The following is a 22274-nucleotide window of genomic DNA, read 5'->3' on the forward strand; positions in this document are numbered from 1 at the left end:
ATTTGTCGGATGACAAAGTATGTCAGGGTTGTCTTTGGAGAGGTGGGTCATAAATGAATAGGCGGATTTTGATTTTGGTATGCGTGTTACTGGTTGTCTTCGGTTGGTTTAAGCCGGCTCAGGCTGCCGATGATTTGGAGAGTGACGCTGCTTTGGTGCTGGAATTAATGGATTTGATGCATGAGTACCACCTGAACAATCCTGATGCCGACACTTTGACGAACGGGGCAATTCAAGGCTTGCTGGACAGTCTGGAAGATCCTTATGCCGATTATTTCAGCGCTGACACATTAAAGGATTACATTGATTCGTTAAATGGCTATCTTGAAGGTATTGGTATAGAGATACTGGCTGGTGAGCAATATCCATGCGTGTATAGTGTTATACCAGGTACCCCTGCCGCCAAGAGCGGTATCATGGCCGGGGATATTATTGTGGCCGTGGATGGGAAAAGTACTGTTGGCTGGACTTTGGCTGATGTGGTTGAAAAGATAAAAGGTCCCAGCGGTTCAGTGGTGGTTCTAACCATTCAGCGTGGTGAGGATGATTCCTTGGATGTTGACCTTAAGCGGGCTGATATTCATCTGCCTTCCGTACACCAGGAGATGCTGGCCGGTCAAACCGGTTATATTAATTTAACTTTCTTTGGTTCCGATACCGGCAGGGAATTTAACAAAGCTGTTCGCGACCTGAAAGCCGCCGGTATGACCAGCCTGATAATCGATCTGCGTAATAATGGCGGTGGCTATGCTCAGGAAGCGGTGGATATAATCGGTGATTTTGTTGCTAAGGATACCCTGGCGGTCAGTACGGTGGACCGGCAGGGCAACCGGGAGGAGGTACGCACCTGGGATAAGCCTGTTGCTGATAGTCTGCCCGTTGTGGTTATAGTCAATGAACTTAGTGCCAGCGCTTCTGAATTACTGGCCGGCGCGTTGCAGGATTATAAAATAGCTTCTTTGGTGGGCACTGCAACCTTTGGCAAAGGTGTTGTGCAGACTATTATACCGCTGAGCTCCGGAGGTGCTCTTAAAATGACGGTGTTCAAATATCTGACCCCGGCGGGACAGGATATTGACTCGGTAGGCTTAACTCCGGATCACTATGTTTTTACATGGGAGTTGCAGAAGGAAGTGGCCTGGCAAACATTGCATCCGGAGCATATGCCCCGGCTTACCTTTGATCTAGCCACAGGCAGGACGACATTAAACGACCGGGTACTGGAGATAAATATAAAAGCCAGGATAAAAGACGGCGCGTATATGCTCCCGCTGCGCCCGGTATTGGAAGCCATGTTCTACCAAGTATTTTGGCAGGACGGTGTGATTAAAGTTTTTGCGGGTCAAAAGGAAGTATGGCGTGCTAACCTGCCCAAGGGCGGGACCGGTGGTCAGTCTGACATTATTGTGCAGGATGGAGTTAGCTATCTGTCTGAGAATATTTTGAGGCAATTGAATATTGATATTAGTAAGGAAGAAAGTAAAATCACTTTAACCAGATCAATGCAGTAACTGGTTATGGTATTAGTGGGTAGACTATATAAGGACTATTTAAATTATGATATTTAATGATTTTTTTGGGGGGAGGTGCTTGGATGCATGATAAACAGTGCCTGAGCGGTAATGGTAAAAGAACTGGTGCGGGCTATGGACAAAAGGATAATGTGATTGATATAAATAAATACCGCTGGTGGCGTGCAGGGCAGCATCTCCGTACAAAGCTGGCCGAGTTTGCCGATCATGAAATGCTCATAGATGAGGTTGGTAAGGCAAGGGAACTATACTTTAGCGTTATGGAGCCGGATTTGGCGGATGAAGAAGACGAGTTTTTAATGGAACGTTTTTTTGAATGGTTTATATTTGATTACAGGATTCGCGGCCGGACTTTAATGGAGTATGTTAATATAGCCGGAAAATTTACCGGTGAGGAAACAAAACTTCTTGAAAAATGGGAAAGAACCAGGAGCTCGGTATATCAGGTGACCAAAATTAAGAATGAACAGGCTGTGGTTTTAAAAAATTTGCTTTACGGCGGTGAAGTGACGGTATGTGATCATGAAGTAGTAGAGGAACTGGCACCGGGACAGATATTATTTATTAGGGTATTGCCGGTGGGTGATGAATATGAGTTTTCCACCGGTGGACTCATTTTACCGGCCTACAGCAAGGATTATATTATTAGCAGGGTAAAGCTTGATGCCGAATTATACTGGAGCCAAAAGGGTGAGCGCGGTAAGTGGGATATCTATTTGCAGCGCAGGGCTCATGTTATTAATGCGTTGGTTATGGAAACCGCGTCGATTGTTTGGGGCCTTGAGGAACATTACGATAATGAGCTAGGTGGCAAGGAACAACAGGCCGGTAATTTTTCACCTCACGTAGCTCAGCGGGTAACCAGTTTGTTTTTAGATTATTTTTACGAACGCTGGATTAATGAGCCAATGGATATTTTGCAGGGGCAAACACCTTTGGAGGCTTCTCGCAACGAGGCCGGGCGTAAGAAGCTTAATACATTGTTGCGGGAACTGCTGAAAATAGAGAAGAAAAGAGCTCAAAAAGGCGAGCCGTTTTATGATTTATCCAAAGTCTTTCAGAAGTTGAACCTCCCGGTTAGAGAAGACTTATTTGAAGCGGGAAAAGGCAGGGAAGACTTGGGCGTTACTTCAGAATCTGAGCACGGCTATGCCAGGGTTACCAAATTAATTAGAGATGGTTTGACGGGAATGGGCTACCTGCCCAAGCAGGTAAATAACGCGGAAAAACTGTGGCAGGATTACAGCCGGTTGGTTTCGCCGACTTTCAAAAAACCGGAAACCTGGGCGGCAGCGGTGATTTATGCCGTAGTCAGGCGTACCGGTAACAAGTTGGTAAATCAAAATACCCTGGCCCGTCAGTATAATATATCCGCCTCTACAATCTCCAACAACTACAGGAATATATGCCGTACTTTGCGGATAAATGAAGATGGGGAATAGTAGCTGGCTGTATAAATCGGCTAGGATTAATCGAAAAAATGCGGAGGAGAACATTAAACTGTTCCCTTCGCATTTTTTGTTGCCGATTGTTTCATAATAAGTTTTAATCCGTTGACGGCGGCTTAGTCGACGACGCCGGGCCCGAGTTTAAGCAGCTCACTTACAGTTACCAGGCTGTAGCCCTTTTCGCGCAGCCCGTCGATCACTGCGGGCAGTGCGGCCGGGGTGCGGTCACAGGTATCGCTGGCGTGCATCAATATAATGGCACCGGGGTGAGCCTTTTCCAGTACCCGGCCGGTGATTTGATCCACTGATTTATCCTTTTGCCAATCCAGTGAATCAGTGCTCCATTTAATGGACTTATAGCCTAAATCATCAATGGTTTGGCGTACCATATCGTTCCAATCGCCGTTGGGAGTACGGATAAGATTGGGTTCGGTACCGGTTACTGCTTTAATGGACTTATGAGCGGTCATAATGTCATTTTTAATCCACTGGGGGTCATGTTCGCTGTAGTTAACATGTTCATTGCCGTGGCTGGCGATTTCGTGGCTTTCGGCGGCAATTCTTTTAGGAATTTCCGGGTATTTCGTTACCCAGGGACCACTTAGAAAAAAGGTTGATTTGACATCCTTTTCTTTTAATATATCCAGCACCGGTCCCGGGACCTTCGTGCCCCAGCTGATATCAAAGGTAAGCGCCACAACCGGTTTATCGGTCTGTACCTTATAGATTTCGTAAGGTTGGGGTTTTACATTAGCGGCTATGTTATTTTGCTGCAGCATGACCATAAACAGGCCTGCCGTGAAAAGTAAAAGTGCACCCAGCAGAATATTGCGTTTAATCCTTTTTAGGTTGAGCAGGTAAATACGCATATCCTTCACCTCTTTTGTACAATTCAAGTTATTTATATCGTATTTCCAGAGAAAGGCCGTTATGTTAAATTTTTTTGTATTCACTAATGAAAATAATGCCAAAGGTGGTGCTTGGTGTGACAAGATTGCCGGTGATGAAAATCCAATTGAAAATTTGTCTGCCGGTCGTTTTTTTAATTGCTCTTTTAAACTGTACAGCCGCAGCTGCTGGACCCGCCAGGGCTGACAGCCCTAATATTAATGCCCGGGCCGCTATTTTAATGGATGCTGAAACCGGCCAGGTTTATTACGCTAAGGATGCCGGTAATAGGCGATCCCCCGCAAGTTTGACCAAGCTAATGACCGCTGTTTTAGCTGTGGAATATGGCAAACTAAGCGATGTGGTTGAAGTTAGCGAGCGGGCTGCCTCGGTATCCGTGGGCTCTACTATAGGTTTAGCCAAGGGAGACCGCATAACTTTGGATAATTTACTAAAAGCGGCACTGGTTACTTCGGCAAATGATGCCACGGTAGCCATAGCCGAACATATCGGGGGCAACCACGACAGTTTTATCTACCAGATGAATAGAAAGGCGGTTTTGCTGGGTGCCGCGGATACCAGGTTTGCCAACACAAATGGCTACTATGATCCGCAGCACTATACCACAGCTTATGACCTGGGGCTGATTACCCGTTACGCGCTGCAAAAACCTTATATTAATGAACTGGTTGCCACCAAAGAAGCCGTAGTCAGTTGGGTTAAGCCGGAAAAGGAAAGGGAAGTAAATAACACCAACCGGTTGCTGCGTGGAGACGAAGTGGAGGGGGTAGACGGGGTAAAAACCGGTAGTACGGCCCGGGCCGGTAATTGCCTGATAGCTTCGGCCACCAGGGGGGACAAAAGGTTCATAGCGGTGGTGCTGCATGCCGGCGACCGGTATCGGGAAGCGAGTAAATTGTTGGAATACGGTTTTGCCGAAGTGCGCTCGGTAACTATTTTTCCGGCCGGTAAAGAAATGGCTGAGATACAGGTTGCAGGCGGTGTTAATGAAGTGGTGCCCTTAACTGTGGCGGATCCGGTGCGAGTTGACATAGCCAGGGACCAACAGCAAAACATTAAGCTGGATATATCGTTGTCTGACGGGCCCGCTGCCGCACCGGTGCGTGAGGGACAGCGGCTCGGTCACGCCGTATTTTCCATAAACGGTTACCGGCTGATTAAGGTACCCCTGGTGGCGGCCCGGGAAGTGCCCCCGGCATCTTTATTCGCCCGTTTGATGTACTGGTTTTCCAAGTAATAAAACTTTGCTTTAACGCGGGTGCAAACTGCTCCTTTAGAAACCGGGGGCAGTTTTTTATTGCGTGGCAACCGTCATTTGTTGCCTTCCTTAATGCGCCATGACTACGGTACTGGACAAATAAAGCCGGACTATATACACTATATATTGCAAAGTAATTAGCATGTATTGTTTTCATCCTTCCGCCGGTGCCGCGTTAGCGTATGGGCAAAGGTTTTGATTCCCGCTTTTTCGCTTATTCATCAAACACCAAAATAGCAAGGTGTGTCATGTTTTTATATAATACATAACTGGGGGGAAATTCAAATGCATTACAGACAACTGGGACGTACGGGACTTAATGTATCGGTTATTGGATTTGGGGGAATCCCCATTCAACGGGTATCCCAAAAGGAAGCCACCGCTATTGTGCACCGGGCCCTGGATAAAGGTATTAACTTTTTTGACACTGCTCGTGGATATACCGACAGTGAGGCTAAACTGGGTGAGGTCTTTAAAAACTGCAGATCAAAAGTAATCATCGCCACCAAATCAATGGCCCGGACTAAAGACGGTATGGCTGCGGATATTAAAAAGAGCCTGGATACACTGGGTGTGGATTATATTGATCTTTATCAGTTGCATAACGTTAAAGACCGGGCCGCTCTTGAACAGGTGTTTAAACCGGACGGCGCTTTGGCTGCCCTAAAGGAAGCTAAAAAGGCGGGGGTAATAAAGCATATCGGCATTACCGGGCATATCAGAGATTACTTGGTGGAAGCTTTGAAGTCAGGTGAGTTGGAAACAGTTCAGTTCCCCTTTAATGCGGTGGAAGCCGGTGGGGCACAGGAATTGTTTGATCAGGCCGAGCAAGCGCGGGCCGGCATTATTATTATGAAACCGCTGGCCGGGGGCGCTATCAGAAACACGAATCTAGCCCTGCGTTTTATCCTGGAACATAACGTATCTACTGTCATACCCGGTATGGATTCGCCGGTTCAGGTAGATGAAAACGCTATGGCAGGCCAGGAACTGCTTCCCTTATCCGCCGCTGAAAAAAAAGTTCTGGATGAGGAGTCCGGAACATTGGGGGCCGTTTTCTGCAGACGCTGTGAATATTGCCAGCCCTGCCCCCAAGGTATTGATATACCGACGGTATTTTTGCTGGACGGATACTATACCAGATATGACTTAAAAGACTGGGCCAAGGAACGCTACCGGGCGTTGCCCACCAAAGCAGATTCCTGTGCCGAATGCGGTGAATGCGAAGAAAAATGCCCCTATAACCTGCCTATACGCCGTATGCTTGCCGAATCGGCAATAAGGCTGGGAAAATAGCACCTCCATCCAGTACGTAATTAAATACCCGTTTACTCCCCTTGACATTTGGCCTGCAATGCGGCATAATAAGTGTTGCAGCGAATGGAACAGTCTAATATGCGGGTGCATAGCTCAGGGGGAGAGCACTTCCTTGACGCGGAAGGGGTCGTAGGTTCAATTCCTACTGCACCCACCAGTAAAATCAACGGTTCCGGCATCACTAAGTGGTGCCGGAACTTCGTTTTGGTGCCCGATTGGTGCGGGAGCACTACTGATATATTTTAATGTTATCAACAGAAATCGATAAACTGTGGATAAACCTGTGAATAAAATAGGACCAAGTTCCTATTGACGGTCATCTATTGGTCTATTGTTTTATAGGAACAACGTCTCATAAAGGTCGTCACAGTGTATGGAAGTGAAAGGGCAATGATTGTTTTATTTCCGTCCTTTTCCCGCCTTTTCCTTAGCGGTAGGCTGATAAAATACTAAATCACCGGCTGTTTTGCATCTCGCATTCTACATTGGATTTGTTTCGTTGCCCAAAATATAGCAATTACCGCCGTGACTTTTCGCACTATATAAGGCTTTATCTGCTAATTCTATAAGATTCTTAGGCAGTTCTTTACTATTGGATGGCGTTGCCCAAGCTATGCCAATACTTATGCTTAACCGACCGGCTGGAACTGATGGATGTTTAATATCTAACAACTCGACAGCCTTAATCATGCGCTTCGCGATTAAGCAACCATCGCTTAAATTGGTTTTTGGTAAAACGATTATAAATTCTTCCCCACCATAACGGGCAATCAGATCACCCGGTCGTTTAATGACGCCGTTCAATTCCTGGGCTACTTTAACTAAAATATCGTCTCCAGCCTGATGGCCAAATGTATCGTTGTAAAGTTTGAATTGGTCAATATCAACCATAAGTAAACATAAAGATTCCTTCTCCCTATAGGCCCGTTTCCATTCTCTATTTAAAAAATCGTTAAAGTAACGCCTGTTGGGTATGTTTGTCAAAGGGTCAAAAAAAGACAGTTGTTTTAACTTATTATTCGATATTGCCAGCTCTTTCTTTTGCCTTTCAATTAATCGATAATTTAGGAGGTTCTTTACACTGTTGATATACATAATCTGCGAAATTATAAAAGCTAAGATAGTATTAATACTTCCATTAACAAAGGCGGATGAAGCTATAATCCAGTCTGGTTGGTAAGTCCAGACCATTATACTCATAACTATCCAGGCCAATCCGAAAACTATAATAGCTTCGAGCCAACTTAAATAAAGGAATGAAGCAGCAATTAATACTGCCATTATGTAAGATGATGCTATACCTGGTCCTACAGACTGTATAAGCCCGGATAAAACTGCAAAACCAATAAGATTAATAATCAGGTAGGATAACTCATAATAGTAATGCTTCTGTAAAATTGCATCAGGAGAAGTTAAGCGGTTGGATATTTTTAGAAAGATAATTGCCAATCCAATTATTATTAATCTCAGAGTTATAATATTGGGGCCAATATCGAGAATGCGCGTTAGATTAAGCTTGCTAATATACGAAAGGCTTAAATCTATTTTATTTATATAAAATAGTTGAGTAAATACAAGAACTAGCATAAATGTTATTATAAGCCATGCAATAACTCTCAAACGACATATGTTTATAAAAAGTAAAGTATTGTCAATAGTTGGCTTATCAATCTCAGATATTTCAGCAAACCATAGATTGCGTTTATTTTTAAGCAACATTTTTATTCTATTTGTAAACATGTATACTTAGCCTCTTAAATAAAAGTAGTAATGAAAATATTATTACACCTATTAGACAAATCTATTAACTACCCTTTATTTTATGGCTAAAACACGCTGGATATTATGATTGATTAGTGCTGTTTATCTGTCGGCAAAGATAATGGGGTGAGCTTGTCTGACTATAAATATGCTGTCTTCGCAACGCAGGTGATTATTTATATAGAATAAGGAGCTGTTGCACAATGAGCTAAACAGTTCGTAATGCAACAGCTTTTTATAAAGATACCAGATTATTATCAGAATAATTTACTGAATTGTGCAAATGCTCTACGGAACATTTTGAATTAATTCTTTTCCGGTGTCTAATCGATTTAGTGCTTCAGATAATGTGATCCCAAAAACTATAGCACCTAAAAAGTCAGTAACTGCCGTACCCAAGGTTAGCGGTGTAAGCTTAGGCACATCTGCTACATATGTTATTCCATATATAGCAAACCAGGATATTGCGCCAAAAAGAACTCCTTTAAAAATATGATTTGTATCTGTTAGCACTCTGGAAATAAGCAAGGCAAACACAAACCCTAAAAAGCCTACAAATATTAGTTGTACGATGAGGAAAAACAAAACTGATAAAACATTGGTTGGATTGTGGCCCGTAATAATAATGCTAGGCCAATCTAAAAACCGCAAATTTGCAATACCAAGGTAATAGGATATGTAGCTTACTATATTCATTAGTACACCACCAATTACGCCGGCGATAAAACCTCTTGTAGTCGTATCTTTAATTACCAAGCTTACCAACCTCCAGGCAAGTATTTTATATACTTTGCCCATATGGATTTAAAGTAATTCAATTTATGGTCCGGCATTAAAAGCTATTATCAATGGAAATCAAAACTAGTGGTTCGTTTGGATGTTTGACAGAATTCGGCCACATGCTGGGGTCGGGTTTTTCTTATAATAATCGGGGAGATGCGGGGCGTGTCAATACGCTGCAGGTGGAAATCGTTGATATAACGACTGTCCGGGAAAGCGAAGATTGCGTGCAATTGACTGTGATTATAAAAGCCATGGAAAAAACTCGGACCGGTAAAGTAATCAGTTCTTATTGGGCCGGCTATCAGGTGGTGTTGATAATGATGACAATTAAAGATGCTATCCGGTAAAGCCGGTAAAATTTAATGATCGGTTGGACATTCGCATTATAAAAGGTCAGGTAATGGTGCATATTAATGAAAACTATAAAAGGTGGTATTATGTACAGGATAAATGAACGGACGGAAGATGTCACGGGCATAAAGGATCACGAAGGACCGTCAGTAGCAGTCGGAGACGATGATTTTCTTAAAAAAGATGCCGGCAATAAGGAGAAAGCCAAAGGCGATTACACCCGTGTAACAATTCTTTCTTACGATGAGGCAGATCCGGGTTGATTAAGCTAAAGTAAGCCACACTTTCAGAGGTGCGGCTTGCTTTAATTATACGCTAGCTGCTCTGGTTATAAGTCCTGCGATTTGCGTATACTAATCCGCAAGCATCGGCCACAAAGGTTCAAAAAGTAGCATGACAACCCGGAGGGATATTGGTGTATTATAAAGGATATAATTTTGATAACCCTTTATTGACAGAAGCGCTTACTAATTTGCTAATCGCCCAAAATCAATTTAACAATGCCGGCACCCCGGATATGGTAGACATAGCTATCTACGAAATATCGGCCGCTGAGATGCACCTGAAAGCTGTTTTAAAAAAAGTGCGCGATGGTGAAGTATGACGAGCTGCCGGTTCCATTAATGTAATTTGGCCAGTGCCATCGGGCAGTCAATAGATATTGGTTTTATAGAAAACACCTTCATTTTCGTCACCTATTTTTCCTATCACTTGTTGTGTTTTAACCATTCCATATAGATCCAGAACAAGACTGCTGAATCAATATTATAATGTACGGACATTTTATAAAATCCAACCATAACCGCAGGATAAGCTTTGTCTAATGGTAAACTAATGTCTTTTATCATTTTATCTATTTCGGGGCAAATTTTTTCTTTTGCTTCCTCACTTATACTTCCTACCATGGTGAATAATTCTTGATTGCTCAGTTTACTGCCAGTCATTCGTCGGGCTATTTCAGCCTGTTTATTAAGTGCCATCCTTTTGTACCACCTTTCCACCATTTATTATCATATTTCGTCAAAAAGAAAGCTTATCCTTGATAATTTTTTAGATAAAATATTTAACTTATCATTAATAAAACCCAATGGCAAAAAAAGAAATTTTGTTTAATCTGCCTACCCCCCTGACATGATTGCTGAATTTAGACTAATTATAGCAGGATATAGCAAAAAAATGTCCAATTGTTAACATGTATACTTATGAAGGGGTGGGTATGACATGACGCAGTTGCATCCCGCGCTGGACCTGCAATCATTTCCTTTAACCATGATAGTAAGCCACATTTTAGACCCCGGCAGCAATGGTCTTATAAAAAAAATTTCCAGTGACATATTATATCGCAGTACCCAACCTATTCTTGTGTTGGACCCGCAAGGCCAGGTAATAACCACCAATAAGGCTTTTAACGAACTTTGCTGCGCTGATAATTTAGCATTAAAAAGCGATGTATGTCTCAATGAACTTGACTTTAGGGATGAAGAAATCTCTAAAATTCTGGATTTTGGTATCCCCATTATGAATTATCGGGACAATCTGATTATTGACGAAAACACCAGTATACCAATTAATGTACATATTTATCCTATTTTTAGCGGTAATAAGGTCCGATTGGGGGCTGTCTGTCAGGTTTACGATGTTACCAGTGAGGTTAGCTATAACAAGCTGTTAAAACAGTCCGAAATTATTTTAAACACCATCAACACCGGTGTTATTGCGGTGGATAATAGCTTTAAGATTACTATGGTAAACAAATACGCTGAAAAATGTTTCAGTATTACTAAGCGGCAGGTAGTTGATCAGCCCTTTTGTGAATTCATTAGGCAATTTATCCAGAATCATGAGCAAATGGTAAACGATTTAACCGAGCAAAGGGAAATCCGGGATCGTGAGCTGGTTTTTTACATAAACAACAATAAGCACTACTACATCTGCGACACCTATCTGTTAAAAAACGACGCGGATGAATCAGATGGAACAATGATATTTTTCAAAAATATCACCCGGATTAAAGAATTCGAAGCTCAATTGGCTAGAAGTGAAAAGCTGTCCGCAATTGGTGAGATGGCAGCCGGCATGGCCCACGAAATCAGGAATCCGCTGACTGCCGTACGGGGATTTGTGCAGGTAATTCATCAAAAGCATCAGCAAATGGGAATCAGCGAATTTGATGAATACGTAAATTTGATGTTGTCAGAAATCGACCGGGTTAATCAAATTATTACCGATTTTTTAAACTTGTCCAAGCCCAAACAAACGCAAGTCCAACCACTGGATATCCAAAATTTATTAAACGAAGTTATGCTTTTGATGGAACAAGAGGCTTTGCGTCTGAATATAGAAATTAGACAAGTACGGTCCCCTTCCCTGCCGCTTGTTGCGGGGGATAAGAACCAGCTTAGTCAGGTATTTTTAAACATCATCAATAACGCTTTTCAGGCAGTGGGTGAAAAAGGTGTTGTAACCATCAGGACGGCGGTATCGGATGACCAATCCCTGGTAACTATTGATTTTATTGATAACGGGACGGGTATTCAGGAGAACTTGCTGGATAAAATATTTGACCCCTTTTTCAGTACCAAAGATAAGGGTACGGGTCTGGGATTGGCTATTTCCAACCGGATTATTGCCGATCACCGGGGAAAAATTAAAGTGAACAGTTCACCGGAAGAAGGAACTACCTTTTCGGTGGTTTTACCGGTCAGCCCCAATTGCTAATATTGAAAGGATTGCTTAAACTTGTGCGGCACCGGCCAATGAAGCTCAATCTAGACCGGTGGCTTGGCAAAGAAAGTGATGATTAAACGAGGGTTACATAAAATTAGGTAATAAACCTGTAAAATGGGGTTGAAGTTAGATTACTTTGATTGTATAATTGTCCTGACAATAATATGTTTGAGGAGATTCAAAAGTGAAAATTAGCCTGGATGATAGTCTTGGTTTCATTCTAAATCGAACTAATATAAGGATGAAAAACATTTTACTACACAAATTTAAAGATTATGATATAACTCCGGAGCAGTGGGCAGTTTTAAATTGTTTATGGATACGAGATGGTATTTCCCCTAAAGAATTAGCCGGGCTGACTCACAAGGATCAGCCTACGACAGTACGAATACTTTCAAAATTGGAAACTAAAGGATCTATTTCGAGACAAGTTAATCCAGGGGACCATAGATCTTTCTTAATTTTTCTTACAACTAAAGGCCGGGCATTAAAAAATATTTTAATACCCTTGGCAGCTGAAGCTTTAGATAAAGCCACAAAAGATATTGACCAAAGTAAGATAAATCTAGTTAAAGATACTCTTAACCAGATTTATAAAAACTTAGAAGCTTAAATATTTTAATAAAACAATGTAAAACAATATTTTTAGGGGGTGTCTGGTATTAGTGAAAAATCTAAGCTTAAAGGGTAGGGCATGGTTAAAAAGTTTTCATATCTTGTTTTGTTGTGCCTGGGTTGGCGCCGCTCTTTCCATTGTGCTTCTCGGACTTGTGAAGGGACACGTGCCTAACGGAGATGAACTATATGCTGTTAATGCTTCTATTAAGCTTGTTGATGACTATATTATTATCCCGGCCGCATTGGGTTCTCTTATTACAGGTTTGTTGATTTGCTGGTTAACTAACTGGGGATTTTTTAAGCACAAATGGATAATAGTAAAATTGGTTATGACTGTTGGTCAAATTCTATTCGGAACCTTTTTTCTGGGTAAATGGACAAACGGGGCAGCGGCCATTACAGATATGGAACGTGCTTTGTCCCTTCAAAACCAAACTTATTTATATTTCAGAGAAATGAGCAGTTATTTTGGCAGTGCTCAGGCATTTTTACTCATTGTTCTTGTTTTTATCTCTGTATTTAAACCTTGGAGGGTGAAGAAAGAGAAATAAATCATTATCCTAACTTCATCTTTGTAAAACTTTGGAGAACCCGATATTCTTAGCGCAGGAATATCGGGTTTTGCTGTTGCGTGCAAAGCCAATTAAAAGAATCGATGCTCTGAACTTAGAATGGTTTTTATGCTCCAGGGAGGTTGTCCGTTCTAAATTTTCCCAGGCACAAAACTATATTTCATGTCATTTAACAAGCTTTTATAGACGATAAACGTTAAACTTGTATCATTTTATGCGGAGTAGCATTGGGGTTGGTGCAATGTGGCAGAAAAAAAACCGGGTAAAACATAGCCCGGATTAAAGCATTCCTTTTATTTTTCATTGAGGTCTTCGCTTACTATCCTTTTAAACCCACCTTTGACCGGCTTGCCCTTGGGAGATTTGCCGGATGGTTTCCCCTTGGGAGGTTGACCTTTGACAGGTTTTCCTTTTGGCGGTGGATAACCGAATCCCATGTATACCCCTCCTTATATTTTATTACTAATATATGGCCGGAAATAAAATGTGTTACATAAAATGCTATCGTAGGATAATTAACTTTTTTTAGTTAACATATTGTAACGTTGTTGAATATTATGAGATGGAAAAACTCATCACCTATATTTCTGGCATTAACGCAATTTGCGTTAATCAATAATAAAAAAGGAGGCTAAAAATATGGCTGGCGGAGTTTCAGTTCCGGGGTACACAAACTTTGACGGTAGCTTTATCCTGTTTCTAATCTTGATCCTGCTGGTATTTGGCATGGGCTTCATAGGCTTTGGTGGCGTTTATTCTGCAGAAAAGTAAGCGGGTAGAAAGCAACACACATAATTGATCGCTGCGTATAATAGGGAGCCGCTTACCGGGCTCCCTATTTCATTCAATCCTGGTTTGCGCTTTGATACCGTAATATGTAACGCTAAGCCTTCGAATTGGCGCTCCCGTTGCTCATAATCCAGTAAAGCTTTAATAAATGCCGACCCGAAATTCAGCCACATGGGGCTTGTAATTTACAAAATCTAATCAAATACTCTTTGCCGGGACGTTGATATATTGCTGCAGCCGGTTTAAAAACGACCCAACACCATTGATGTACAAAACTAGCTGTAGAAGTTAACTAGAACATTGCTAAAAGTTTTTTCATTTAGTTTTTTTAATTTTAGAGTTAAAAGCCCTTTGCTATAAGATGCGCTTGCTGTTTCAGGGCGTACCGGGCAGGGCAGCACGAACGTTTTTTCAAACCTCTCCTGAGCCAATCCACTGCCCTGCTGTGCTGCATCTTTTACGATTTGTCTGACCCCCCTGATATTGGCTTTGGTCACCGTAATGGCAAAATTGATGTCTGCTCTATCTTGTATGCCAGGTACCTCAAGAGTGATAATGACTTCGTCCTGGACTTCCCTTGTTATAGAACTGAGGCTCTTATTTTTTACCTGCATCACGGCAGCGGCATTACTGCTGTTTGGGGTGTTCGCATTGCTCTGGTTTAAGGCATTCATTAGTTGGGTGAGAAATTTATTTGAGTCAAGCATTTTGAGGCCCCCTATTATTCATTATTAGAATAATATGGTTTAGCGCACTTGATGGTGAGGAAAGGAGGGGAAAAAGTACTATTAAAATCACATTTTCCGGCAAATTTAATACTATAAAAAAACCACGAAAGGTGTGATAATATGTCAGACCAACAGTCTGATAAGCTGGAAGAAGCTCAACACGACCTTCTGTTAATTATTTTTACTGCTCTTACAATATTATTCAGTACCGGTCTTGCAAAGGAAACAACTACGCAAGAACCGATTATCATCGGTTAAAGTTGGCCGCAAGGGGGAAAACCCGTGCTATCGCAAAACCAGTTGGATGCCCTGATGGAAAAGATAATGAATAGTTTGGGGGATACCGGCGGCAGCACAAGCATGATATGTGGTAACAGTGGAGAAAGTGGTGATGGTGATGCTCAGGATGGCAGTGTCTGCCCAATATCGTTAACTCCATCAGCTATACTGGTATTGGCCGGAATTTTGGGCGGAGTTTTAAATGTTAATTCAATACTAATAGACAATTCACGGCAAGTCCAAATACTTTTAACCGGGTCATTAAAACGCAAAACTGAAATAGATAAAATGCTGGATGCTGTCGGTTGCAAGACCTTTGATGAGGTCGTGGGGGCTATTGTGGATCGTTTTGCATAATTTGTTTTTTACAGGCAAAGCATGCAAAACGATTAATAATTTTTATAAGCTTTATATAGCAACAAAAAAGGCGCTTATATTGTACAAAAAAAGATAAATAGTAGTTAATGCCAATTCTTATGTTTATGCCGCTACATTTATGGGAGAGATATCACGGGGATATATTTGAAGGTAATAATCTGATGCTCGGTAGTACTGGTGATTATCGCCTCAGCCGGGGCGTATCTTGAATTGGTTTTAACATCCTTTGCTTATTCCGAACCCCATCCCGAACACCAGCAGAATCAGAAAAAGAATAAAGACTTATTTTAAAGCAGGGTGTAATTAATTTATCCTTGCTTTAAATTTAAAATTGACTAAACTAACCTTACAGGGTAAAGTTAATTATTAGGCAAGGTATAGGTAAAAAATCAAGGGGAGAAACTAATTTGTACGATATAGTTTACGATATAATTATTGACCCTTTTGTAATCGGTTTTATAGAAATACCTGTTTTAACTATACTTTTGTGTGGTATTGCTAATTGGCGATTGGAAAATACACGCCTGGTTGCCGGCATATGCTTTTTAGTTTGCTCGTTTCCGGTTATCGGCAACATAGGTTTTCTGATACTAACTATTTTATATACAATAATTGGCCTATGTAGTGCTTTGGCTGCGGTAAGAATAAAAAAAGCGTTGTTGAAAAGGAAGGTGGGCACGCCGAACAAGGTTAAGTAACTTTTATGTGTAAGAATAGTACTATTGTATTATTGCAGGCGATAGTCTTTGGTAATATAATATATAACAGTTCATCAGGTGTTCCCCGGATTAGCACGGGGATTGTTTTATCTATAAAACAATCATGTTGGCAGCTGTATTGGATTTATTATGTAATTAAGTATAGACAAGTCTCAAGTAAGGTAATTAATGCATAAAATCCATTTTACCAAAATCTCGGGAGGTAGGAAATGTTAGACCATCAATTGCTGATTTTTGTTACCGTGGCGGAAAAAAAAACTTTTCCCGTGCAGCGGAAACTCTAAATATTTCTCAGCCGGCAATTAGCCAAAATATCCATAACCTGGAGGATTATTACGGAGCCAAGTTATTTGAACGCTCCAGTAAAAAAGTGGAGTTAACTCAAGCGGGTGCCACACTTTATGGCTATGCCACCGAAATTTTAGAACTGCACAGGGTAGCCGAGCGGGCGGTGTCTGATTTGGTTGAATTGGTTACGGGCAAGCTGACTATTGGGGCGAGTTTTACCGTAGGGGAATATGTCTTGCCGCGGCTCTTGGCGGCCTTTACCCGAAGGTATCCTGAAGTAAAGTTTACTGTTACCATAGGTAATACCGAATTTGTACATGAACACGCCCGGGATTCAAGTATTGATATAGGCCTGGTAGAAGGTTTGGTGGAAGACCCGCAGTTGAAAGTTACTAAATTTTTGGATGATGAGCTTATTTTAATCGTATCTAAAAACCACCCGCTGGCTGATACCATCTCTATTGATCCGGAAGAGATATCCATAAAGTTCAAAAGTATACCGTTTCTATCCAGAGAAGAGGGGTCCGGTACCAGGTTGGCGGTGGAAAAGGCTTTGCAGAGACTTAATTATCATCCGGAGCATATTATTACTTTGGGCAGTACCCAGGCAATTAAAGAAGCAGTGGAAGCCAATTTGGGCGTTACTATGTTGTCCAAATGGACTTTACGCAAAGAGTTAAAACTTGGCTCTATAAAGCCAATTAGGTGTTGTGATCCGATAACCCGCGGCTTTTATTTACTGCAGCACAAGGAAAAATTTCAGTCCCGAGCTACTGCCGAGTTTGTTAAATTGATATTGCAAAGGGATCTTGCAGCGGTTTTAACAAAATTGATTTAAGCTGGTTTATTACCATCAAGCGTCTGTTAGGCGCTTTTTTGTTTAAGTAAACGTATAGTGCCGTATGCTGAGAATTATAAGTAATATCAGATAGTTAGCACTGTCAAGCCCGGACAGAGACAAAAGATATCCTTTTTCAGGATATCTGTCGGAGATATTTATCTTAAATCGCCAGCCTTATGATGAGCGCTAATAATTTACCTCACATTATCGCCTTATTTTTTGATCATACTGGTAGCACAATCGAGTTGTCGTATATCATTTTACAGGCGTACATATAATGTTATAGATAAGGGGGATTGAGCTCATGATGTCACAGTGCCTTTCCATTGGTACCGAGCACCATAAAGAATTGCTTAAAGACACCCTGGACCAGGAACTTAAGGCGCTTAAAAACAAAGGTTTGAATGTCCGCATGGAAGAAAGCCCGGTCGGCAGCCTGACTTTTTTAGCTTGCAGTATTTCCGGCAGCGAGCATGTGGAGCCGGTTTTCAAACATCAAGTAGCGGGTGTAATTACCGATTTAATTATAGGTAAATGGAAGGATAAGCTGCTTAAAGACATTATAAGAACCAATTATTATTATTTCGACGATGATGAGAAGGGTACTATTTATGATTATGCCCAGAAGAAGTTAAATCTTAATGAAAACAACACGGAGAAGAACAAAGTATGGATACTGCGCCGGCTGACTGAATATCTGAACTTTAACAGCGATTTAATAATTGACGGTTTTGTTCGTTTTCGGCTCAAAGAATATGTTAGCGATTTGTATGACGTGGCGGATCAAGCCGTGGATGATTTTTTAAGTGAGCGCGAATATAATGAATTTATCCAGCTTTTAAGGTATTTTATAGAGATTCAAGAACCTCGTGCTGACCTGGTAAATGTGGTTTTGCGTCCTGACGGAGTATTTCAATTGTACGATGAGGCGGGCAAGTTTATTAATAGTGACTATTTAAAAGATTTTATGGTAGATTTGGCCGACAATGAAATTAATTACGAGGATTTACTGATTAGTGCATTGATCACTATATCTCCCAGAAATATTACAGTTCATTTGGGAAATGGCGATTTTCCGACACATACTTTGGAAACCATCAGCAAAGTTTTTATCGGCCGCGTTTCCCAGTGCCGGGGTTGTCCGCTATGCCGGCAGCAATGATTTTACTATTTCGCCGCTTGGTGCTGTAATACTTTTGTTCGGTATGTCGTTGACAATTAAAATGTGGTCACATATAATATTTTAAGATATTATATGTGATAAATAACATAACTATAAATGTAACGATGAGGAAAAGTAAACTTCGACCGGTTCCCAGAGAGAAGGTGTCAGTGGCTGGAAGCACCTTTGTACGCGGGAAGCTGAAAACCACCTCTAAACAGCTGCATGGAAATCGTAGTATATACAGCCGGTCGGCACCGTTATGAGCTTTTAAGTAAAGCCCCATAAAAAAATTGAGGCTTTTTAATCAGGGTGGAACCGTGGGATAACAAAATCTCGCCCCTGGCACTTGTGCCGGGGGCGTTATTAATTCTTTTGTTTTTAATAATTATTATTTGGCTGCCTAATATGGCCGGCCTGGTTAAGAAAGGGGTATCTAAATGATTAACGTGGCATTAAAAGACGGCTCGGTACGCCGTTACGAACCTGACACATCTCTTTTGGAAATGGCTTTTGATATCAGCCCCAGGCTGGCCAAGGAGGCGCTGGTGGCCAGGGTAAACGGTGAACTAACCGACCTGAGCGAAAAAATTAACGGGGATAGTAGCGTTGAATTTTTGACTTTCGACAGCGACGAGGGTAAGCACGTTTTTAGACACAGTGCCTCGCACGTATTGGCCCAGGCTGTACAAAGGCTTTTACCCGGCACTAAGTTGGCTATTGGGCCGGCTATTGCCAACGGTTTTTATTACGATTTTGATACTGCTCAAAGCTTTACTCCGGAACAGCTGGCTAAAATTGAAGCGGAAGTAACCAAGATTATTAAGGAAGATCTGCCGTTCAGCCGGGTGGAGCTGTCCCGTCAAGAGGCCCTCCGTAAATTTAATGAACGGGGCGAGCGGTATAAAGTAGAACTAATTAACGATTTACCTGAAGATGCGGTTATTTCATGTTACCGGCAGGGTGAGTTCGATGATTTATGTGCCGGGCCGCACGTGCCTTCCACCGGGCGGCTTAAGGCACTTAAATTGCTGAGTGTAGCCGGGGCATACTGGCGTGGCGATGAGCGCAACAAAATGCTGCAGCGTATTTACGGCACGGCGTTCCCCAAAAAATCACTGTTGGAGGAACACCTGCACCGGTTGGAAGAAGCTAAACGCCGGGATCACCGCAAGCTGGGGGCGGAACTGGACCTATTCAGCATTCAGGATGAAGGCCCCGGGTTTCCCTTTTTTCATCCCAAGGGCATGATTTTGCGCAATGAACTGGAAAACTTCTGGCATGAAGAGCATAAAAAACATGGCTATGACGAAATACGCACACCGGTGATACTAAACCGCGCGCTTTGGGAGCAAAGCGGCCACTGGGACCATTACCGGGAAAATATGTACTTTACCCGTATTGATGAGGCCGACTATGCTATCAAGCCCATGAACTGCCCGGGCAGTATGTTGATTTACAGGAGCCGGATGCACAGTTACCGCGAATTGCCCATACGCATGGCCGAACTGGGCCTGGTGCACCGGCACGAGCTTTCCGGGGTGCTGCATGGGTTGATGCGGGTGCGCTGTTTTACCCAGGATGACGCGCATATCTTTATGCTGCCCGGGCAGGTAAGAGATGAAATTGTTGGCGTTATTGATATGGTAAGCGATTTTTACCAGGTGTTTGGATTCAAGTATCATGTTGAATTGTCCACCAAGCCCGAGAAGGCGATAGGCTCCGATGAAATGTGGGAGCTGGCCACCGGCACTTTGCAAGAGGCTCTGGAGGTGCGGGGGCTGCCTTACAAGATTAATGAAGGGGATGGCGCTTTTTACGGCCCCAAAATTGATTTTCATCTGGAGGATTGCTTGGGCCGTACCTGGCAGTGCGGCACTATTCAATTGGATTTCCAGATGCCCGAGCTATTTGACCTGACCTATGTGGGGGAAGACGGTCAGAAGCATCGCCCGGTGATGGTTCATCGGGTGGTATTCGGCAGCATCGAGCGGTTCATTGGTATCCTCACCGAGCATTTTGCCGGTGCTTTTCCGGCTTGGCTGGCTCCGGTGCAGGTAAAGGTGCTGCCCATCACCGACCGGCATATGGAATACGCTCATAAAATAGTTGAAAAGTTGGCTCAGAGGGATATTCGGGTGGGACTGGATTCCCGCAATGAAAAGGTGAACTATAAAATAAGGGAGGCCCAGGCGCAGAAGATACCTTATATGCTGGTGGTAGGCGACCGGGAAGCCGAAGCGGGGGCAGTGGCGGTACGCCACCGCAGCCGGGGGGATTTAGGTGCGGTGCAATTGAAACAGTTTATCGAAGATTTGACGCAGGAGATTAACAATAAAGAAAATAAATAATCGGGAATACCGTGTAATCGGTCAAGAGTATAAATTTCCCGCAGTGCTGTCTTGAGCGGTCGGTGTAATTCCCGGTCGGTTGTTGGAGATAGTTGACGGCGTCGGTGACCCGTGCTATAATAGGCTATAAATTGTATATTCCTGTATTAAGAAGAGGCTGCTCGCTTCTCACCCTGAATGGCGTCCAGTGGATTGTCTTAGGGTTATAATACTACCATAGATGGTTATATTTACTGGTATTTATTAGCGGGTGCTTGACACCTGCTTTTTTATTTGATGGGGAGGTGAAATTTATTTCCAGGGATCATCGGATAAATGAAGGTATCCGGGTCAGAGAAGTTCGAGTGGTGGATGTTGATGGCAAGCAGCTGGGTGTGTTGCCTACTCGTGAGGCATTTAAGCTGGCTGAGGAGAAACAGTTGGATCTGGTTGAGATAGCGCCCCAGGCCAAGCCACCGGTTTGCCGCATTATGGATTACGGCAAATTTAGATATGAGCAAAGCAAGCGGGAGAAGGAAGCCAGGAAAAACCAGCGCATCATCAATGTAAAGGAAGTTAAGCTGAGACCGAATATTGAGGATCATGACTTTGAGGTAAAGGCTAAAAACGCCGTTCGATTTTTAAAAGACGGCGATAAGGTCAAGGTAACTATAATGTTTCGCGGCCGGCAGATTGTGCACCCCGACCTGGGGAAAAAACTATTGGTACGGATGGCTGAACAAGTTACTGATCTGGCCAACGTAGAAAGGCAGCCCAAGCTTGAGGGCAAAAATATGATTATGATTTTGGCGCCCAAGCAACAGCAAGAGTAGTGCCATATACAGGAAGGAGTGAAGGTATCGATGCCCAAAATCAAAACGCACCGTGGTGCCGCCAAACGTTTTAAAAAGACGGGAACAGGCAAATTTAAGGGCTCGCACGCATTTCACAGTCATATTTTAGGGAAGAAGTCGGCCAAACGTAAGCGCAACTTGCGCAAGGCAACGATTGTCCATAAATCTGATGCTGCTAAACTACAGCGCCTTCTCCCTTAATCTTAGTAAGAGTTTTTAGTCCGCAAAAAAGGAGGAATTACCATGCCACGGGCGAAGAGTAGTGTGGTTTCACGCAAAAGACATAAGAAGATATTAAAACTGGCCAAGGGCTATAGAGGTTCCAAAAGCAAATTATTTCGGGTAGCCAACCAGCAGGTAATGAAATCCCTGATGTACGCCTACCGGGACCGCAAAGCGAGAAAACGGGATTTTAGAAGACTTTGGATTACCCGTATTAACGCCGCCGCGCGCGATAACGGTATGTCCTATAACCGTTTTATCAATGGGCTGAAAAATGCCGGTGTGGATATCAACCGTAAAGTACTGGCTGATTTGGCGGTGAACGACAGCAAGGCCTTCGGCCAGCTGGTGGAAATGGCCAAGAGCCGGGCGCAGTCCTAATAATTCAGTAGAGATGATAAGCATGGC

General features: G+C 42.7%; 26 protein-coding genes, 1 tRNA gene and 1 other annotated feature. Of the genes, 21 read left to right on the top strand and 6 right to left on the bottom strand.

Going from position 1 to position 22274, the window contains the following annotated elements; translation table 11 throughout:
- The first annotated feature begins 53 nt into the window (after window positions 1–53).
- On the top strand, window positions 54–1511 hold the full coding sequence (locus ABDB91_RS06350) for a S41 family peptidase (RefSeq protein ID WP_347490758.1): 1458 nt from the start codon (window positions 54–56) through the stop codon (window positions 1509–1511).
- 83 nt (window positions 1512–1594) lie between these two features.
- The gene (locus tag ABDB91_RS06355; RefSeq protein ID WP_347490759.1) at window positions 1595–2974 is read left to right on the top strand and encodes a hypothetical protein; all 1380 of its coding nucleotides are present in this window, start codon (window positions 1595–1597) and stop codon (window positions 2972–2974) included.
- A gap of 122 nt (window positions 2975–3096) precedes the next feature.
- Here ABDB91_RS06355 and ABDB91_RS06360 read toward each other — a convergent pair whose 3' ends face one another.
- Entirely contained in the window at window positions 3097–3849 is a 753-nt protein-coding gene (locus ABDB91_RS06360) for a polysaccharide deacetylase family protein (RefSeq protein WP_347490760.1), read from the bottom strand.
- A 116-nt stretch (window positions 3850–3965) separates the two neighbouring features.
- Between ABDB91_RS06360 and ABDB91_RS06365 the strand changes: the two genes are divergently transcribed.
- The 3 genes from ABDB91_RS06365 (at window position 3966) to ABDB91_RS06375 (ending at window position 6621) form a co-directional block, all read left to right on the top strand.
- Window positions 3966–5126 (top strand): D-alanyl-D-alanine carboxypeptidase family protein, encoded by a 1161-nt coding sequence (locus ABDB91_RS06365; protein WP_347490761.1) that lies wholly within the window; start codon window positions 3966–3968, stop codon window positions 5124–5126.
- Between the two features lie 306 nt (window positions 5127–5432).
- Window positions 5433–6443, top strand: coding sequence for an aldo/keto reductase (locus ABDB91_RS06370; RefSeq protein WP_347490762.1), 1011 nt, complete (start codon window positions 5433–5435; stop codon window positions 6441–6443).
- Window positions 6444–6546: 103 nt separating this feature from the next.
- Window positions 6547–6621: transfer RNA gene (locus ABDB91_RS06375), tRNA-Val, on the top strand.
- A 323-nt stretch (window positions 6622–6944) separates the two neighbouring features.
- Here the strand turns inward: ABDB91_RS06375 and ABDB91_RS06380 are convergent.
- Both ABDB91_RS06380 and ABDB91_RS06385 read right to left on the bottom strand, forming a co-directional pair.
- Entirely contained in the window at window positions 6945–8204 is a 1260-nt protein-coding gene (locus ABDB91_RS06380; protein ID WP_347490763.1) for a diguanylate cyclase, read from the bottom strand.
- A 309-nt stretch (window positions 8205–8513) separates the two neighbouring features.
- On the bottom strand, window positions 8514–8981 hold the full coding sequence (locus ABDB91_RS06385) for a YqhR family membrane protein (protein ID WP_347490764.1): 468 nt from the start codon (window positions 8979–8981) through the stop codon (window positions 8514–8516).
- Window positions 8982–9073: 92 nt separating this feature from the next.
- Here ABDB91_RS06385 and ABDB91_RS06390 point away from each other — a divergent pair, with 92 nt between their 5' ends.
- From ABDB91_RS06390 to ABDB91_RS06400, 3 genes are all read left to right on the top strand, one after another.
- The gene (locus tag ABDB91_RS06390; protein ID WP_347490765.1) at window positions 9074–9355 is read left to right on the top strand and encodes a hypothetical protein; all 282 of its coding nucleotides are present in this window, start codon (window positions 9074–9076) and stop codon (window positions 9353–9355) included.
- 66 nt (window positions 9356–9421) lie between these two features.
- Window positions 9422–9622 (top strand): hypothetical protein, encoded by a 201-nt coding sequence (locus tag ABDB91_RS06395; RefSeq protein ID WP_347490766.1) that lies wholly within the window; start codon window positions 9422–9424, stop codon window positions 9620–9622.
- Between the two features lie 152 nt (window positions 9623–9774).
- Window positions 9775–9963, top strand: a complete 189-nt coding sequence (locus ABDB91_RS06400) for a hypothetical protein (protein WP_347490767.1) — start codon at window positions 9775–9777, stop codon at window positions 9961–9963.
- Between the two features lie 103 nt (window positions 9964–10066).
- Here ABDB91_RS06400 and ABDB91_RS06405 read toward each other — a convergent pair whose 3' ends face one another.
- The gene (locus ABDB91_RS06405) at window positions 10067–10339 is read right to left on the bottom strand and encodes a hypothetical protein (RefSeq protein ID WP_347490768.1); all 273 of its coding nucleotides are present in this window, start codon (window positions 10337–10339) and stop codon (window positions 10067–10069) included.
- Between the two features lie 241 nt (window positions 10340–10580).
- On the opposite strand from ABDB91_RS06405, the gene ABDB91_RS06410 reads away from it, so the two are divergent.
- The 3 genes from ABDB91_RS06410 (at window position 10581) to ABDB91_RS06420 (ending at window position 13255) form a co-directional block, all read left to right on the top strand.
- On the top strand, window positions 10581–12077 hold the full coding sequence (locus ABDB91_RS06410; protein WP_347490769.1) for an ATP-binding protein: 1497 nt from the start codon (window positions 10581–10583) through the stop codon (window positions 12075–12077).
- 193 nt (window positions 12078–12270) lie between these two features.
- On the top strand, window positions 12271–12699 hold the full coding sequence (locus ABDB91_RS06415; RefSeq protein ID WP_347490770.1) for a MarR family transcriptional regulator: 429 nt from the start codon (window positions 12271–12273) through the stop codon (window positions 12697–12699).
- Window positions 12700–12751: 52 nt separating this feature from the next.
- A complete protein-coding gene (locus ABDB91_RS06420) occupies window positions 12752–13255 on the top strand; it encodes a hypothetical protein (RefSeq protein ID WP_347490771.1) in 504 nt (167 codons plus the stop codon).
- 314 nt (window positions 13256–13569) lie between these two features.
- On the opposite strand, the gene ABDB91_RS06425 is transcribed toward ABDB91_RS06420, so the two are convergent.
- A complete protein-coding gene (locus ABDB91_RS06425) occupies window positions 13570–13713 on the bottom strand; it encodes a hypothetical protein (RefSeq protein WP_347490772.1) in 144 nt (47 codons plus the stop codon).
- Window positions 13714–13915: 202 nt separating this feature from the next.
- On the opposite strand from ABDB91_RS06425, the gene ABDB91_RS06430 reads away from it, so the two are divergent.
- Entirely contained in the window at window positions 13916–14047 is a 132-nt protein-coding gene (locus tag ABDB91_RS06430) for a hypothetical protein (protein ID WP_347490773.1), read from the top strand.
- A gap of 293 nt (window positions 14048–14340) precedes the next feature.
- Here ABDB91_RS06430 and ABDB91_RS06435 read toward each other — a convergent pair whose 3' ends face one another.
- Complete coding sequence (locus ABDB91_RS06435; RefSeq protein ID WP_347490774.1) at window positions 14341–14772, bottom strand: Hsp20 family protein; 432 nt, start codon at window positions 14770–14772, stop codon at window positions 14341–14343.
- Window positions 14773–14913: 141 nt separating this feature from the next.
- Here ABDB91_RS06435 and ABDB91_RS06440 point away from each other — a divergent pair, with 141 nt between their 5' ends.
- From ABDB91_RS06440 to rplT, 9 genes are all read left to right on the top strand, one after another.
- Entirely contained in the window at window positions 14914–15051 is a 138-nt protein-coding gene (locus tag ABDB91_RS06440; protein WP_347490775.1) for a hypothetical protein, read from the top strand.
- A gap of 24 nt (window positions 15052–15075) precedes the next feature.
- The gene (locus ABDB91_RS06445; protein WP_347490776.1) at window positions 15076–15429 is read left to right on the top strand and encodes a hypothetical protein; all 354 of its coding nucleotides are present in this window, start codon (window positions 15076–15078) and stop codon (window positions 15427–15429) included.
- Between the two features lie 428 nt (window positions 15430–15857).
- Window positions 15858–16148, top strand: a complete 291-nt coding sequence (locus ABDB91_RS06450; RefSeq protein ID WP_347490777.1) for a hypothetical protein — start codon at window positions 15858–15860, stop codon at window positions 16146–16148.
- 391 nt (window positions 16149–16539) lie between these two features.
- Window positions 16540–17295 (top strand): LysR substrate-binding domain-containing protein, encoded by a 756-nt coding sequence (locus tag ABDB91_RS06455; RefSeq protein WP_347490778.1) that lies wholly within the window; start codon window positions 16540–16542, stop codon window positions 17293–17295.
- 307 nt (window positions 17296–17602) lie between these two features.
- A complete protein-coding gene (gene ytxC / locus ABDB91_RS06460; RefSeq protein ID WP_347490779.1) occupies window positions 17603–18460 on the top strand; it encodes a putative sporulation protein YtxC in 858 nt (285 codons plus the stop codon).
- A 113-nt stretch (window positions 18461–18573) separates the two neighbouring features.
- Window positions 18574–18807, top strand: a binding site (T-box leader).
- 93 nt (window positions 18808–18900) lie between these two features.
- On the top strand, window positions 18901–20811 hold the full coding sequence (thrS, locus tag ABDB91_RS06465) for a threonine--tRNA ligase (protein ID WP_347490780.1): 1911 nt from the start codon (window positions 18901–18903) through the stop codon (window positions 20809–20811).
- Between the two features lie 284 nt (window positions 20812–21095).
- A complete protein-coding gene (gene infC, locus ABDB91_RS06470; RefSeq protein ID WP_347490781.1) occupies window positions 21096–21623 on the top strand; it encodes a translation initiation factor IF-3 in 528 nt (175 codons plus the stop codon).
- A gap of 30 nt (window positions 21624–21653) precedes the next feature.
- Window positions 21654–21845 (top strand): 50S ribosomal protein L35, encoded by a 192-nt coding sequence (gene rpmI / locus ABDB91_RS06475; RefSeq protein WP_006522391.1) that lies wholly within the window; start codon window positions 21654–21656, stop codon window positions 21843–21845.
- Between the two features lie 42 nt (window positions 21846–21887).
- The gene (gene rplT, locus ABDB91_RS06480; protein ID WP_347490782.1) at window positions 21888–22247 is read left to right on the top strand and encodes a 50S ribosomal protein L20; all 360 of its coding nucleotides are present in this window, start codon (window positions 21888–21890) and stop codon (window positions 22245–22247) included.
- Window positions 22248–22274 lie beyond the last annotated feature (27 nt).

The sequence above is a fragment of the Desulfoscipio sp. XC116 genome, from assembly GCF_039851975.1.
Lineage (GTDB): Bacteria > Bacillota > Desulfotomaculia > Desulfotomaculales > Desulfallaceae > Sporotomaculum.